Source organism: Nostoc sp. DedQUE05 (genome assembly GCF_034530955.1).
In the GTDB taxonomy this organism is placed as follows: Bacteria; Cyanobacteriota; Cyanobacteriia; order Cyanobacteriales; family Nostocaceae; genus Nostoc.
Map to the genome: position 1 here is coordinate 1 of NZ_JAVRCB010000050.1, position 15,171 is coordinate 15,171.

Annotated in this window: 15 protein-coding genes and 1 pseudogene; 1 reads left to right on the forward strand and 15 read right to left on the reverse strand. The window is 47.4% G+C overall.

Annotated elements, in window-relative coordinates; translation table 11 throughout:
- A pseudogene (locus RMZ42_RS28590) lies at positions 1-593 on the forward strand (hypothetical protein); the annotation flags it as partial.
- A gap of 303 nt (positions 594-896) precedes the next feature.
- On the opposite strand, the gene RMZ42_RS28595 reads toward RMZ42_RS28590, so the two are convergent.
- The 15 genes from RMZ42_RS28595 to RMZ42_RS28665 form a co-directional block, all read right to left on the reverse strand.
- On the reverse strand, positions 897-1,844 hold the full coding sequence (locus tag RMZ42_RS28595) for an L-lactate dehydrogenase (RefSeq protein WP_322674587.1): 948 nt from the start codon (positions 1,842-1,844) through the stop codon (positions 897-899).
- A gap of 19 nt (positions 1,845-1,863) precedes the next feature.
- Positions 1,864-3,318, reverse strand: coding sequence for a mercuric reductase (locus tag RMZ42_RS28600; protein WP_322674588.1), 1,455 nt, complete (start codon positions 3,316-3,318; stop codon positions 1,864-1,866).
- Between the two features lie 159 nt (positions 3,319-3,477).
- Positions 3,478-3,969, reverse strand: coding sequence for a hypothetical protein (locus RMZ42_RS28605; RefSeq protein ID WP_322674589.1), 492 nt, complete (start codon positions 3,967-3,969; stop codon positions 3,478-3,480).
- Positions 3,970-4,183: 214 nt separating this feature from the next.
- A complete protein-coding gene (locus tag RMZ42_RS28610) occupies positions 4,184-4,588 on the reverse strand; it encodes a DUF302 domain-containing protein (RefSeq protein ID WP_322674590.1) in 405 nt (134 codons plus the stop codon).
- A 290-nt stretch (positions 4,589-4,878) separates the two neighbouring features.
- Positions 4,879-5,022: a hypothetical protein gene (locus tag RMZ42_RS28615; protein WP_322674591.1), complete on the reverse strand. Its 144-nt coding sequence runs from the start codon at positions 5,020-5,022 to the stop codon at positions 4,879-4,881.
- A 366-nt stretch (positions 5,023-5,388) separates the two neighbouring features.
- Complete coding sequence (locus tag RMZ42_RS28620) at positions 5,389-5,784, reverse strand: DUF6130 family protein (RefSeq protein WP_322674592.1); 396 nt, start codon at positions 5,782-5,784, stop codon at positions 5,389-5,391.
- An 82-nt stretch (positions 5,785-5,866) separates the two neighbouring features.
- Positions 5,867-6,895, reverse strand: a complete 1,029-nt coding sequence (locus RMZ42_RS28625; protein ID WP_322674593.1) for an alpha/beta hydrolase — start codon at positions 6,893-6,895, stop codon at positions 5,867-5,869.
- 235 nt (positions 6,896-7,130) lie between these two features.
- Positions 7,131-8,036 carry an alpha/beta hydrolase gene (locus tag RMZ42_RS28630; RefSeq protein WP_322674594.1) on the reverse strand — a complete coding sequence of 302 codons (906 nt, stop codon included), beginning with the start codon at positions 8,034-8,036 and terminating at the stop codon, positions 7,131-7,133.
- A gap of 252 nt (positions 8,037-8,288) precedes the next feature.
- Positions 8,289-9,728, reverse strand: coding sequence for a SidA/IucD/PvdA family monooxygenase (locus RMZ42_RS28635; protein ID WP_322674595.1), 1,440 nt, complete (start codon positions 9,726-9,728; stop codon positions 8,289-8,291).
- A 437-nt stretch (positions 9,729-10,165) separates the two neighbouring features.
- On the reverse strand, positions 10,166-11,035 hold the full coding sequence (locus tag RMZ42_RS28640; protein ID WP_322674596.1) for an alpha/beta hydrolase: 870 nt from the start codon (positions 11,033-11,035) through the stop codon (positions 10,166-10,168).
- Between the two features lie 38 nt (positions 11,036-11,073).
- On the reverse strand, positions 11,074-11,823 hold the full coding sequence (locus RMZ42_RS28645) for a glucose 1-dehydrogenase (RefSeq protein WP_322674597.1): 750 nt from the start codon (positions 11,821-11,823) through the stop codon (positions 11,074-11,076).
- 41 nt (positions 11,824-11,864) lie between these two features.
- The gene (locus RMZ42_RS28650) at positions 11,865-11,993 is read right to left on the reverse strand and encodes a hypothetical protein (protein ID WP_322674598.1); all 129 of its coding nucleotides are present in this window, start codon (positions 11,991-11,993) and stop codon (positions 11,865-11,867) included.
- Between the two features lie 31 nt (positions 11,994-12,024).
- Positions 12,025-12,486 (reverse strand): cupin domain-containing protein, encoded by a 462-nt coding sequence (locus RMZ42_RS28655; protein ID WP_322674599.1) that lies wholly within the window; start codon positions 12,484-12,486, stop codon positions 12,025-12,027.
- 123 nt (positions 12,487-12,609) lie between these two features.
- Entirely contained in the window at positions 12,610-14,187 is a 1,578-nt protein-coding gene (locus tag RMZ42_RS28660) for a GMC family oxidoreductase (RefSeq protein ID WP_322674600.1), read from the reverse strand.
- A gap of 145 nt (positions 14,188-14,332) precedes the next feature.
- A complete protein-coding gene (locus RMZ42_RS28665; RefSeq protein ID WP_322674601.1) occupies positions 14,333-15,145 on the reverse strand; it encodes an alpha/beta hydrolase in 813 nt (270 codons plus the stop codon).
- Between the last annotated feature and the right edge of the window lie 26 nt (positions 15,146-15,171).

Genomic DNA, 15,171 nt, shown 5'->3' on the forward strand with positions numbered 1-15,171 from the left:
ATGGAGCGTTTATATCCAAATTTAACCTAGCAAAGTTGGCTTGGCAGACTACTAGTACCCTTGGTTATCGAGAGTGGGGCCTGTTGTTTTTTGGAGGAGGGCTGTTTTCGTGGCTAGCACTGGAGTCGATGATTATGCAGCGCCTCTACTTGTTAGAAGCATTGCCTAAACCACTACGTCCAACGCTGGGCATTCAACTTGCCCCCCCTGCCGTTGGCTGTGTTGCTTATTTGAGTATCACCAGTGGTCAACCCGATGCCTTTGCTCAGTTTCTCTTCGGCTATGGACTGTTGCAAGGACTGATTCTACTGCGGCTGCTACCGTGGTTGTTTCAACAACCCTTTACAGCTACCTACTGGGCATTCACCCTCGGCATTGCCGCCTTGTCGCTGGCATCCTTGCGCCTTGTTGAACGCGGCATGACTGGAATGATGCAAGAATTGGCACTACTGCTATTCATTGGCGCAAATATTGCGATCGAGCAGTATTGCTCTAGGGACAGTGTGGCTCTTGCTGCGGGGCAAATTACTAAGCTAACGATCGTTCATTTTCCAGAACATATTGGGAGTAGAACTTATGGCTGCAACAACTAAGCAAAATGACACTAAATCGTTCGTTTACTCAACTCGAATTTGCTGTATTCCTGTAACGTGAGTTCGACAAGCCCTTTTTTGACCTCTCCCCCAACCCCTCTCCGACATGGAGAGGGGAGCCAAAACTCTAATTTCTCGTTGCTCCTCTCTTTCCCCGTGGGAGAGGGAGGTTGGGAGGGAGAGGTTCATCGAACTCACGTTCCTGTAGAAATCCGATAAGTTCAAAGGTTCGGTTCGTGACAGCTAATTGCGAACCAACCCCCTTTTCCACATCCCGTGAAAAGTCAGGGGTTCAATTTGATTTTAATTATGCAAAAAATTATAGGCTTCATTGAGTTTGTTGGCTGATTCTTCTAATAAGCGTTGTTCCTGAGCATTTCTTGATAACAGCAGTTGGCGCTCAATACCTGTTGAGCCAATGATACATGGAAGTCCAAAAACAACTTCACGGCCAACTCCATAGTTAGAATCTGCTCTGGCCGATACTGGAAATATCTGCTTTTCATCTCGCAGGATGGTATCAACTAACTGACAAACTACTGTTGATATACCATAGCTTGTATTTCCTTTGCGTTCAAAAATGTTATGGCCTCGTTTACGAGTTAACTGTGCGTACTCTTGCTGAATTTGTTCTAGCGTTGCTCCTTGTGGTATGGGAAATTCAGTTAACAAAATTCCCCCAATAAATGCACTAGACCAAACGACAAATTGACTGTCTCCATGCTCTCCAATCACATAAGCATGAATGTCTTGTTTTGCAACATTCAGTTGCTTTCCAAGTTGATATCTCAGTCTAGCAGTATCAAGAACGGTTCCTGAACCGAAAATTAGGTTTTCTGCTCTGCTGGAAGTAGCGATTGCAATCCGCGTTAGTACATCCACTGGATTGCTAATGATAATTACGATTGAGTTTGGTGCAACTCGATCCAATTCTTTGATTGTCAAACGTATAATCTCTGCATTGTCGCTCAATGTATCTAATCGCGTCTGTCCAAGTTTCGGCTGCACCCCAGCAGTCACAACAATGATATCTGAATCAGCTAAGTCTTCATACTGATTTGATGGTATGATTTCCATCTCTTTAAGTAGGGGAATGCTGTCTTCAATGTCCCATACTTGTCCTTCAGCTTTTGATAAGGTTCGGTCAAAAAGAACAACCCTTACACATCTACCGAGTAGAACTAAAGCATTTGCAACGTCTGCACCTACATTACCTGCACCAATAATACCGACTTTAGATGTTTTACTCATGATGCTATATCTACTTTTTTCAAGAGTGAAATGTCGTTTGTTTGGTAAATCCTTGGGTCTGCAATTGCTGTCTCCTTACAACTTGGAAAACAATATATTTATTTAATCCTTCGGTCATCGTGGGATGAGTCAAAATACCATCGCGCAGAACGGTGTAGGGCATCTGAGCTTGCATTACCATCTGCACTGTTGAAATCACTTCACCTGCTTCATGACACAACAGGGAACACCCTAAAATACGACCTGTATCTGCATCCACGATCGCCTTCAGAAGTCCATCGGTTTGACCGAGTGTTCTTGCTCTAGGAACGGCTGACGCATTGATTTTCGCCACGCGGATAGCATATCCTTGTTGCTGTGCTTCAGTTTCAGTCAAACCTACATGAGCCAGTTCTGGCTCGATGAATAGACACGATGGAAGCAATCGATCGCCTGTACTCCGGTTGCTCCCATCAATTAAATTAGCTTTGATAATGCGATAATCGTCGAGCGATATATGGGTGTATTGCGGGCCGCCATTAATATCGCCTAACGCCCAAATCCCCGGTATGTTCGTCTCTAAGCGATCGTTAACTTGAATAAACCCGCGTGTATCGGTTGCCACACCAGCAGCAGCTAAATTTAAGCTCTCGGTATTGGGCGCACGACCAATGGCGACGAGCAAATGCGACCCTTTGAGGGTGATTTCACGATCGCCAACTTGGATTTGCAGGATGGTTTCATTACCAGTGCGATCGATCTTCAACACCTTCGCCTTCAGCAAGAATTCAATACCATCTCGTTCCAGTAATGTTTGAACTGCGATCGCTATATCTGGATCTTGCGGTGACAGGATTTGCTCACTTTGTCCAATGACAGTAACGCCACAGCCAAAGCGCCGAAACATCTGGGCAAACTCTAAACCAATATAGCCACTACCGAGAACGATCAGGTGTTCGGGCAGGTATTCTAGCTCCATAATCGACTCACTCGTTAAAAACTCAACTTCTGTGAGTCCGGGAATGGATGGAATTAACGGTCGTGTGCCTGTATTAATAAATAAGCGTTCGGCAGTAAGTAAGCGATTGTTCCCCTCAGTCGTCGTTACTTCAATTGTTTTGGGAGCAACAAACCTTGCTTCGCCAATAATCAAGTTGTGATCAAGAGCCGTTTCTAAATTGTGCAAGTTTATTTCACGCATCCCTTGCACAACTGATCGTTTTCGTTGGATCACCTCTGCTAAATTAACGCTGGGTGTATTGGTTTTAACCCCATAAGCGGCACTTTTTCGCACTGTGTTTGCTACATTGGCACTCGCCACCATAGTTTTAGTAGGAATGCAGGCAATATTAATGCACCCGCCACCAATCATATTTAAGCTGCGTTCAACCAGAGCGGTTTTACGCCCGTCAGCGACTAGCGCTGGTGCTAGTGTTTTACCCGCTTTGCCGCCGCCGATAATAATGTCGTCGTAGTGTTGAGCGTTCACTTCCATATCCTTTGAGTTTGATAGGTGAATACGATTTCTAGAAGGTGTTATGAATTTCAGAAAAAACTGACTAAGAGGGTTTTAGCGATAATGTATTTGGCAAGCGTAACTCAAGATGCTTGCCCCAGATGGGTTGACAAAAAGATATAACACCTGCTAGAGGATTCAACTTTTTCTACAAGCTTGCTTCATCAAGATACGGTTGTTTTTATACACCTCTAAAGTTCCAGACTGCGGGTTATCCAACGTGCCATCCCACACCCAGTATTGATAAATTCCACTCCGAAACTTATACACTCGAACACCTTCTGTCGCTTGGCTAGTTCCTTTGCCCAAACTTAAATTACCGTTGGGACTAGTGGCGCGATAAAGTAGTTCACCTGAAGTATAATTCTGCCAAATATTTACGTTGTAGCCGCCCCGGCATTTCGTACTTAGGACGATGCCAGCAGTAGAATCAGCAGAAGCTTTTAAGGAAAAATTAGCTAAGATACTGATTGGCAGAGCAAGAAGTAAGACAGATTTTTTCATGAGTGTTACAAAATTAATGAGTTTGACATTCTTACCTACCAAATCCCAGAAAACCCCTTTTTCGCTCAAGACATCGTTTTGCGGATTCATGACGACTACTGCGATGTCATTCTTGTTAATGTTCATGGTTTTTCTTGTTGTTTTTCACCGTTCTCTTTCTTAAAAACTACCCACGATATGCAGCGTTTTTCCAGTGATTCCAAATCAGAATATCTTGGTTGCCAGGGCGATCGCGGTGGGCGAATTATCTAGCAGTAGTCACCCCAGTTCAGACTTTGACACCACTGCTTAAATACTGTTTCAAAAACGCCAAAGTGCGATCGCGTGCTAATTCTGCAACTTATTTGCGATCGGCGGAACTAAGTGCTTGATTGATTAAAGGTGCAATGATAGCGATATTTTTCACCAACTCATCCGAGAGAGAAAATCGCTGTTTTAAGTAATTAGGATCGTTGTAACTCACCCAAACCTTGCTGTCAGTCGCTTCCCATGCCAGTACTTTCAGGGGTAAATCCAGGGCGATCGTTGGTTCTGCCACCATGAGGGAAGTTCCGGCTTTCGGGTTGCCAAACAGCAACAACTGTGTAGGACACAGGCTTAGTCCGACTTTTTCGGCTTCAGCCTGTTGATCGATGCGGGCAAAAATGGTGATGCCTTTTACTTGAAGGACGGCTTCTAATCGATCAATGGTTACAGGCACTGAATATTGACTAAGCTGGCTAATGATGCCGTTGTTTGCATTCATAGCAGTGGATTTCTTGTAGGATAAAAACTGGGTGATATGGTCGTTGGGCTTTTCAAAGATTGAGGTCTGACAATCCGGGGCGATCGTCAGGACGACGACCCAGTATCGAATGGCACTAAGAAAAGATGAAACAAGCGCCAGGGCAGGGTGTAGGGGGTAGGGTGTTGGGTGTAGTGTTAAGAAAATTGAATTTTAGTGCATCAAATAGAACAACATCTTTTTCCAACCCTTAACCCCACACCCTACACCCTATACCCAAAAGCCAGTAATATCAAGGGTTTACGCTTATCTTAGTGCCATTCGACCCAGTATCCAGTGGTATTTGCGATCGCGTAGCGTCTCCTAATGCCTCCAGCACGCTTGCGCGAACGGAGAATCGCTTTGGTGAATTGGTAGGTCGTTGATGCTGGCAATACGCCATCGCATGAATCCATAGATTTCAAGTTGGTGGAGTACACAAACTAAGTCTCAAAGCCAGGTATGAACCCTGTTTTACTTCTGGATTCTGAATTCTGCTGTAAGTGCGTGCCGACCGAATTACCTCAAAAGCAGTTTAATACAGATCAATGACTACCACCCGCGATGTGCAGCGCTTCCGCAGAAGCCCCCGTCACAACTGCGATTTTTCCCTCTAGTAGTCTGCCAAGGAAACGCAAGCGTTGTGGTCAGCAGAGGAGCAAAGGGGCAGAGGGGCAGGGGGGAAAGACTTACTGCAATTGTTCTCCCCTGCTCCCACTAGCAAACCTGCTCCCTTGCTTACCTCCACGTAGCAATTTTGGGTTGGTACACTACTAGTTTTTTTATGATGATTTCTTAAGATCGGGTAGCGTGAACTCCACAGTTTCGCTAGTGATTACTTTGTGCGTGGGGTCAGCTAGTTCGATCAGCACCTTGTGTACGCCAGATTCCAGTCCGACCAGGATGATCGTTTCTCCACTGGAATCGACAAAGTGCCACGGCGCATCGTCAACGGTGATGTGGATATGACCGATGCGCGGCGATACTTCGAGGGCACTTTTGCCGAACACCGGCAACACACGCAAATTCTCCGTCCGGTACTGGATAAAGACGCGACCCTGTGCCAATGGTTCGGGAAGCGGTGGATCAACAATCAGCTTGGGTGGTGCTTCGTTTTCAATCGTAATCAACGGTGGTGATCCAATAATGTCCCTAGCGCTCGGTGTGTGGCTGTTCATAGCAGGTAATTACCTGAGAGTAGTTTGTATTACGATCCATTTAAAGGTGAAACGGCGCAGAGTCATCGCTCCAGAGAAGCCATTAACGTTTCTTTGATGCGAGTTCCCAAACCGCTGTTGCGAACGCTTTGGGATCTTCCTGGGGCAGGTTATGACCGACGTTTGGAATGACCCGATGCTGACGTTCGCCGCTAAACTTCGCTGCCGTCGATTTCCCATCGGTTGCTGGCACAACACCATCTGCGTCCCCATCCAGCGTGATCGTCGGCACCGTAATGGTAGGTTGTGCGGCAAGTCGCTGCTCAAGCTCCTCATACATGGGATAGCCGGCAGCAAGTCCAAGGCGATGGCGGTAGGAATGAATGACGACCTCCACATAATCGGGGTTGTCGAAGGCGCTGGCGTGTTGATCGAGCGTTGCCTCATCAAAGTGCCAGTTCGGCGAATTGCGAGTCCAGAGAATCCTCGCAATCTCACGTCTGTTAGCCGTCAATCCGGCACGTCCGCGCTCAGTCTGGAAATAGTATTGGTACCAGATCCCGGATTCGATCGCGGGTGAAAGTGGCAGCCCTGCTTTGGCAATATCCTGGATCAGGTAGCTATTGACGGACACCAGACCTGTGCATCGTTCAGGCCAGAGAGCCGCAACAACGCAAGCGGCTCGTCCACCCCAGTCATAGCCAGCAAGCACAGCACGGTTCAGCTGCAATGCATCCATCAAAGCGATCGCATCGACACCGATCGCGGCTTGCTGCCCGGAGCGTGGTGTGGCGCTGTCAATAAAACGGGTTGATCCATGTCCCCGCAGGTAGGGAACAATGACCCGACATCCACGTGCAGTAAGCATTGGTGCAACGTTAATGTAGCTATCGATAGAATACGGAAACCCATGCAGCAGCAACACCGGAGATCCATCGTTCGGCCCTGCTTCGTAGTAACCGATGTCGAGGACACCCGCTTTGATCTGCTTGATGGGAGTAAACCTAAATTCAGATCGTTTGGGCTTGTCGAAGCTTGCGTGTGCGGTACCCATGAGTGCCATTTCTGTGAAAATGCTTGCTGCCGCCGTTCCCAGAAAGCGGCGGCGGTTCTGTTTAATTGCTTTGAGCATAGGGTTGACTCTTTGGATTGATTAATGAGGAATGAGGCGATTGCACAAAGCACAGTCGCTTTACCCTTTTTTTCCCTACGCTAACTCGGTGAGCAGCAAAGCGATAGAAGCTGTTTACAGACGCACTCACTTTCGTTATGGATGGAAGAAACGAGTCAAATCCTCTTCCCTTCTGCCTCCTGCCTTGGTTCTTAGGAGAGCATCTTTTCCCTTCCCCAAAAACCTCGATCGCATCCTATTGCAGATGTTTCTTCAATTCAGCAGCAGCTTGAACAAACAGAGAGCGGACTTCTGGCAGTTCGGCTAAACCATTGAGCAGTCCAAAGTCATGAATCATGCCGTTGTACTGCACCGTTGTCACCTCTACCCCAGCTTCATCGAGCTTGCGTCCGTAGGCTGTGCCTTCGTCATGCAAAATATCGCTTTCTGCAACCGCAATTAATGCTGGAGGCAAGCCTTTGAGTTGCTCAACCGTCGCTTGTAAGGGAGATGCGTAGATGTCTTTGCGCTTTTCTGGGTCAGGGATGTACAGGTCATACATCCACTTCATCGTGGGTACGGTTAGGTATCGTTTGTCGCCGAATTGATGATAAGAATTCGTTTCAAAATCGGCATCGACGATTGGCCACATCATGATGTGTAGCTTGATGTGTGGCCCTCCGTTTTCTTTCGCCTTCAAAGCAGTGACAGCTGTCATATTTCCGCCGACACTGTTGCCGACCACTGCCAGATTCTTGCCATCTACACCAATCTCCTCACCATGCTCGGCAACCCATTTGGTCGCAGCATAAATCTCATTGATCGCTTGTGGGTACTGAGCATCTGGCGTGCGCGTATAGTTGACAAAGACTCCTGCAAACCCTGAAAGCACAACCAGATCGCGAACCATCCGCTTGTGTGTTGGATAATCACCCAACACCCAACCACCACCATGAATAAAGATGAAAACAGGCAATGTACCTTTGACACCTTCCGGTCGCACGATGTTGAGCGTAATCGAATAACCGTCAGCAGTAATTGTCTTCTCAGACTCTTCAATGCCTGAAAGGTCTACTGGAACGGAAGCCTGTGCATCTACGAGAACTTGACGCGCTTCGAGTGGAGGTAATGTCTCTAGAGGCACACCTCCTGAGTTCAGCACTTTCAAAAATGCCTTCACCCCTTTAGAAAGACGTGGATCATCTGCAACTTCCAAAATCTTTGCTTGTGAATTTACTTGAGCAACCATGACATTCTCCTTTGATAATTAGTAAACAATCTGTTGAAATGACACTGTTAAGTGAATTGGTTTAACAGTGATGCTCGATCGGCAGCGATCGTGAAATGGCGATCGCTTTCTACTGACATCGTTTAAGAGCCAGAATTATTTGTTACTGGTGAAAAAGTTGTTAACCTAGCGCGTCGCTGCCTCGATCGGTTGTTTCCACACCGCAGCAGCATAGAGCGAGTCCTCAAAATCGGGGGCAATATCGCCTGTGATACGTGCCTCATGATGCGCCCAGTCCTTAAAGAACAAGTCGTGACTGATGCGCGATACTATTGCAGGTACGTCGCGGCGGATGCTATGGATGTCACCAACTGGCAATCCGAAGCTGACCAAACCAGCAGGATTAAATACGTGAATGTCTTTCAGATAAGGGGCAGTACCAGGTACTTTTTCTTGGTATTCGTGGGCGCTACCGAGGTAAGGATGTGCCGCCAAACCGTCGTCGCGCAGTCCTTCTGGTGGCTGGTAGCGATCGCGCCAGAGGGCAATATGTTGGGCAAAGTCGGCTAGTTCGGGACGCTTGGTTGGGTCAACGAAGTAACCAGTGCCAGCGATCGCAAAATCAAACTCGAAAACATCATCGTTCACCTGGATGGCAATGCGTTCGCCCAGTTTCCGTGCCGATTTCCAAGGTGCAGATAGATGGATGTGAAAGTTCGGGAAAGCGATCGCTCGCTTAATCGAGTTCGGGGGTGGCGCGGTGCCTGCTTGATGAAAGCGCCAAGCCTGGAGCCAGCGGGCTGCATCGGGTAGTTGGGGATAGTTGTCGTAAGCACCAGGGTAATCCCGTACCCGAAGGACTGACAGAGATGCGATCGCCGATCGCCGTACAAATAGATGTACTGCCTTAGCTCCCGATTCCAGCGCCACACCTGCTGCATCGAAAGCTGAAGCCGCCGCACCCAGCACCGCCACAGTCTTACCGCGCAGTGCTTCAAAATCGATGGCATCGGCGGTATGCGCGTACAACGTGCGGGGTAAGTCAGCCAGTATTGGAGGTATGTTCGGGCCACCCGTGCCAGCCACGCCATTGGCGAAGATAATTTTGCGCGTAGTCTCTACCTGCGGGACACCGTTTACCTCAAGGTGTAGGCGGAAGAAACCTGCGACTGGTTCAATCCGCACCAACTTCGTCTGGTAACGAACCTGGATACCCAGGAAATGCCGATACCAACTGAGGTACTCAGCCCAAGTCACTCGCCCAATGCGATCGATCTTCGCGTAGGCTGCCGCACCGTGCCGCGCTTCGTACCAGGCTTGAAAGGACAATTCTGGGATGCCTAGTTCTGGGCCAGGCAAATGTTTCGGTGTGCGGAGCGTTCTCATCCGCGCTCGCGTCAACCACACGCCTGCATGAGCCTCGTCATCGGCTGCATCGATCTCCGTCACGCGACCGATCCCAGCACGTCGTAGCGCAAATACAAAGGTGCTACCGCTGCCGCTGCCACCTATGATAGTGACATTGTGATCGATGCCAGGGCGATCGGGCACCCAGTTTTCGGGATCGGGACCGAGCAGGCGTAGTGCCTCGCAAGCAGCAAAATCGAAATTGCTCGTTGTTGTCATGTCGATCTCCTCAGATATCGTTGCGATGGATGAAAAAATCGGAATAGTAGACAATTAAGCTGTTACTAGTAGTACGCCAAGGCAACGCAAGCGGGGTAAAGGGGAAGGGTGAAAGGGACTCATGTTTTTTATCCCTTACCATGAGTCCCTTTTCCCTTTACCCAACCTCACAAGCGCATTTTTGGGTTGGCAGACCACTAGGTTCTTATTCGCGAGTTTGGATTCGCTAAAGCGTGTTATGAACAACTGCCAGAAGCTAGAAAAGGGTTCGTGTTGCTACCACATCGTTTAAAGCTAGAAATCCCAGGCTGTTTTCTAACGGTGCTGTATCGATTGCTGCCATGACCAATCCTCCTTAATTTTTCACTAAAAGCCCTTACAAAGGTAGGTATTTTTTATTTTTTTAGAGAATTGGTTTAATCCATCATTTCCACCGCTTAGGTGAGAACAGATTGCAGCCGTGATGTGAGAAATCGATCGATATAGTTTGCGATCGCATCCCCATCTTCTTCCAGGGCAAAATGTCCGGTATCGAGTAGATGGAACTCAACGTCTTTCAAGTCACGCTGGTAGGGATAAGCACCGTCAGCAGGAAAGATGTAGTCGTTCTTGCCCCAAACAATCAGGGTAGGGGGTTGATTTTTGCGAAAATACTCTTGCCATTGGGGATAGAGCGGTGGATTGGTACCATAGCTATACAGCAGTGCCAGTTGAATCTCACCGTTGCCGGGGCGATCGAGGAAATGTTGATCGATAGTCCAGGTATCGGGGCTGATCGCTTCTAGATTGCGAACACCATTGGTATATTGCCACTTCGTTGCTTCCAGGGTGACAAGATATTTGAGCTTTTCAGCATTTTCAGGCGATCGCTCTTGCCAGTATGCCTTAATCGGCTCCCAGAATTCGCGTAGACCTTCCTCGTAAGCATTGCCATTTTGAACAATCAGAGATTGCACGCGCTCTGGATATTTAGCGGCAATCCGATAGCCAATCGGCGCGCCATAATCCATCACATAAAGGCTGTACTTTTTGAGAGCGATCGCAGCAATGAATTTCTCTACAATCTCAGCCAAGCGATCGAACGTGTAGTCAAATTCATTTACAGTTGGCATCGAACTGTTGCCGTAACCGGGATAGTCAAGCGCAACAAGATGGAATTTATCAGCGAGGGCAGGTATAAGATTGCGGAACATGTGAGACGACGTTGGGAAGCCGTGCAATAACAGAATCGTCGGATTATCACGAGAACCAGCTTCACGGTAGAAGATATCTAAACCATTAATCGAAACGGTGCGATATGTAGTCATGGGATTACTCTTTGTAAGCGATCAAAGCCTTTTGAACTTCAAATTTGTGCCATACCGCCATCGACAAACAACTCAATGCCGTTCACAAAGCTGCTGTCATCTGAAGCGAGAAAGACAACGGCTTTGGCAATCTCATCGGGTTTGCCGACTCGTCCCAGTGGGATGGTGCTGGCTTGGCTGTCCACAAATTCTTGCAACTGCTGGTCATTCAGTCCCAAATGATCGTAACCAGGAGTCGGAACCACACCAGGGCTAATGGCATTCACTCGGATCTTCCGTTCTTTGAGGTCGAGTATCCAATTCCGAGCAAACGATCTCACGGCGGCTTTGGTGGCGCTGTAAACACTGAATGCTGGCGTACCTTTTATAGAAGTAATCGAAGCATTCAGGATAATAGAAGCGCCCTCTGGCAACAGTGGCAGCGCCTTTTGTACGGTGAACAGCAAACCTTTGACGTTTACGTTGAATGTTTTGTCAAAGTGTTCCTCAGTGATTGCTCCAAGTGGGGCAATTTGTCCACCGCCAGCATTAGCGAAAATGATATCGAGTTGTCCTTGTTCTTGCTTAATGGTGGCAAACAGGCGATCGAGGTCTGCCAGATTAGAAACATCGCTCTGCACAGCCGTAACATTTTTACCGATGGCTTCTACAGCAGCATCCAGTTCGGCTTGGCGACGACCTGTGATGTAGACATAGGCACCTTCAGCAACAAACTGTTTGGCTGTGGCAAGACCGATACCACTGTTGCCACCCGTGACAAGGGCGATTTTTCCTTCTAGTTTTTTCATTATGCTAATCCTTCGATTGTTGGGTTTAAAGCAGTCAGTTGCTAATAGAGAGCGGAGTCAGAAGGAAGAATGGTCAGTCCGTATTGGGGAGTAAGGGCGATCGTCTTTTGAATATCTGCATCTGTAATTGGGGGTAGGGGTGCAGTGGGATCGTTCGCTGGAGTCTCCACGATGCGAGGCTTATTGAATACTAACTAATCTCTAAGGGATATCTCCAGGTACACCCAGAATTTCGTCGCCAATTTCGGTAGAGATGCGAATGAACAATTCCAAATCAGGTGCCTCATTCTCGTTTAGCGTCCCTGTTGCAGCAATTAGTTGAGCAAAGGCACTGGGGGCAGAAACGACTAACGCACGAGCTGGTCGATCGCCGAGTGTAGCAACAACATGGGGTATGCCCATAGGAATCAGAACACTTTCACCTATGCCTAGCACAACCTTGTTTTTACCAAGCCAGACAGTGTACTCTCCTTGGAGCACATAAAGTTGTTCGGAATAGCGTGTATGGCGATGGGGTGGAGTCTGCATACCAGGAGGAGAATAGCCTTCAATCAGGTCGTATTTACCATCAGTCGTGGTGCGATCGGCGAGGATGGTGAGGCGAGAACCAAGAAGCCAGAACGATTGTGTCATGGAATAGATATTTCTAATGAATTGTGTCATGAATGCTCAAGCTTGCGACTCAAATAAAGCAGGCGTTCATACCGTCAATGCCAGTACGTCATAGAAACCGAGCGCTAAAGCGAAGCGTCCGATAAACTCTTGAAAAAAGAGATTTCCGAACTCCTAAATAGATGAGTGTGTCAGATTTTGAACATTAAGCTTGTTAAGAACACTTTGCGAAGTACGCTCCGCTTTAATTAAATCTGCTGCCTTCTCAGAAATCATGATAGTGGGTGCGTTTGTGTTGCCTGTGGTAATTGTTGGCATGATTGATGCATCAACCACACGAAGACCTTGAATTCCATGTACCCGTAGTTCAGGGTTTACCACTGCCATTGGGTCAATGCCCATTTTGCAAGTGCCAACCGGATGCCATACAGTGCTGCAAGTGTCCCGAATGTAAGCTTCGAGTGCTGCATCAATCTGAATTTGGGAACCCGGAGCAATTTCTTTGCCACGAAACTCATCAAAGGCACTGTTCTGAAACAATTGGCGGATTAATTTCACTCCCTCAACCAACTTCTGCACATCAGCTTGACTTTGTAGATAATTCATCCGTATGGTTGGTGGATCGTTGAAATTAGATGAACGCAAACGAACGCTGCCAACATTTTGGAGACGGGTAAGAGAGACTGCACCTGTAAATCCAAAATCAGCAGGAGTATAACCAGGTGACAAGAATTGAATCGGGCCGAAAAAGAACTGCAAATCGGGTGCAGCCTCCACATTCCCTTTGCTATGCAAAAATAATCCGGCTTCAACTCCATTACTGGTAATGGCAGGGTGTATATCTTGAGTAGCTGCTTGAACGACACAAGTGAGAATGTGATCCTGAAGGTTTTGACCGACACCCGGCAAATCTGCAATCACAGAAATTCCCATCGCTTGCAGATATTCTGCATCCCCAATACCAGAAAGCATTAGCAGTTTGGGCGAATCAAACGTACCCGTACTTAAAATCACTTCTTGGTTGACTCTGACCTGGTGGAGCCTACCTTCATGCAGATATTCTACTCCCACACAGCGAGTGCCTTCAAACAGCAATCGCGTCACCAATGCCCCAGTCGTTACAGTCAAATTGGGACGATGGAAAATGGGTAGAAGAAAAGCAGCAGCAGCACTGTGCCGTTTACCATCTTTGACCGTCAACTGATAAAGTCCTACCCCTTGTTGCTGTACACCATTAAAATCAGGATTGTAGTTGTATCCCATTGATACACAGGCATCTACAAAGCGTTGGGAAACCACAGCAGGGGACATCAAATCGGTAACGCTCAACTCCCCATCAACCCCGTGAAATTCTGACGCGCCTCGCTGCTGCTGCTCCGATTTCTTGAAATAGGGCAAGGCATCAAGGTACGACCAACCGGGATTTCCTAATTCCTGCCAGCGATCGTAATCTTGAGGATTGCCCCGGACATACATCATGAAATTAATCGAACTGCTGCCCCCCAAGACTTTGCCACGGGAACAAAACATTTTGCGGTAATTCAGGTAGGGTTCCGGCTCAGAAACGTAACCCCAATCTACTTCAGAGCCTATTAGGCTAAAGCACTGCGCCGGAATTTGAATTTCTGGTTTTGTAGCTGGGTTGCCCGCTTCGAGGAGTAACACGGTTGTGTCACAGTCTTTGGTTAGACGATTGGCAACCACACAACCAGCCGAACCTGCACCAATTACAATGTAGTCATAATTAGTCATAAAGTTCTCTTCCTCTGTTATCTACAATGGATAAATGGAGTCAAGAATGAACTGATTTAAAGAGCGATCGCTGAAATACTGTTAGTCAATAACTAGGTCTGTTCTATTTATTTGTACTGAGAAACTGCTTCTCTTACAATTGCGATTACTTCACAGCAGTACTTGCTGCTTCAATCACTTTGGCAACCTCTTTTGGATGAGAGATAAAAGGAACATGGCTGGAGTTAACTTCGGTTGTCTTAGCATTAATCCGTTTAGCCATAAATCGTTGAAGTTCAGGGTTGATGGCGCGATCGCTTTGAGTCACGATAAACCAGGAAGGAATCGTTTTCCAAGCAATTTCATTCACTGATTGCTCAAAGGCTGCGCTGGCGATCGGCTTTTGGGTTGCTGCCATCACTCGTGCTTCAGCCTTTGATACGTCCTGGGCAAAAAATTCGTGAAACTTCCCGCGATCTACATAGAGAAAGTTTGCAGCATCAGACACGATCGCCGTACTAATCGGAGGTGCTGCGTACTTTTTATTCAAATCACTCGTCTTTTCACCGACATCTGGTGCGAAAGCATTAACATAAACCAGAGCTTTCACCTGTGAATTGCCAGCCGCCGCACCCGTGATTACATTTCCACCATAAGAATGTCCGACTACAACAACAGAACCCTTTTGAGCATCAATCACCCGCTTCGTCGTTGCCACATCATCAGCAAGCGAGGTGAGCGGAATCTGCACAGCAGTTACTCTATAGCCATCTTTCTCCAACAATGGAATAACGTGTTGCCATGATGTACCATCAGCATAAGCCCCATGAACGAGAACGATCGCAGGTTTAGAGTTGGACGCTTGAGGTAATTCCTTGGAGGTGGCTGATGTTGGATGCATTGATATGACAACGACAACACTTAATGCAAATAACCACAGCAACATTTTTTGAACTTTTTTCCATGTAAAAACTATCATTGCGATCGCCTCTGTATTCTTGCTAA

Coding starts and splice junctions, on each gene's coding strand:
- RMZ42_RS28595 (WP_322674587.1), bottom strand. CDS start 1,844: ATGAGTAAAACATCTAAAGTCGGTATTATTGGTGCAGGTAATGTAGGT.
- RMZ42_RS28600 (WP_322674588.1), bottom strand. CDS start 3,318: ATGGAAGTGAACGCTCAACACTACGACGACATTATTATCGGCGGCGGC.
- RMZ42_RS28605 (WP_322674589.1), bottom strand. CDS start 3,969: ATGAACATTAACAAGAATGACATCGCAGTAGTCGTCATGAATCCGCAA.
- RMZ42_RS28610 (WP_322674590.1), bottom strand. CDS start 4,588: ATGAATGCAAACAACGGCATCATTAGCCAGCTTAGTCAATATTCAGTG.
- RMZ42_RS28615 (WP_322674591.1), bottom strand. CDS start 5,022: ATGGATTCATGCGATGGCGTATTGCCAGCATCAACGACCTACCAATTC.
- RMZ42_RS28620 (WP_322674592.1), bottom strand. CDS start 5,784: ATGAACAGCCACACACCGAGCGCTAGGGACATTATTGGATCACCACCG.
- RMZ42_RS28625 (WP_322674593.1), bottom strand. CDS start 6,895: ATGCTCAAAGCAATTAAACAGAACCGCCGCCGCTTTCTGGGAACGGCG.
- RMZ42_RS28635 (WP_322674595.1), bottom strand. CDS start 9,728: ATGACAACAACGAGCAATTTCGATTTTGCTGCTTGCGAGGCACTACGC.
- RMZ42_RS28640 (WP_322674596.1), bottom strand. CDS start 11,035: ATGACTACATATCGCACCGTTTCGATTAATGGTTTAGATATCTTCTAC.
- RMZ42_RS28645 (WP_322674597.1), bottom strand. CDS start 11,823: ATGAAAAAACTAGAAGGAAAAATCGCCCTTGTCACGGGTGGCAACAGT.
- RMZ42_RS28655 (WP_322674599.1), bottom strand. CDS start 12,486: ATGACACAATTCATTAGAAATATCTATTCCATGACACAATCGTTCTGG.
- RMZ42_RS28660 (WP_322674600.1), bottom strand. CDS start 14,187: ATGACTAATTATGACTACATTGTAATTGGTGCAGGTTCGGCTGGTTGT.
- RMZ42_RS28665 (WP_322674601.1), bottom strand. CDS start 15,145: ATGATAGTTTTTACATGGAAAAAAGTTCAAAAAATGTTGCTGTGGTTA.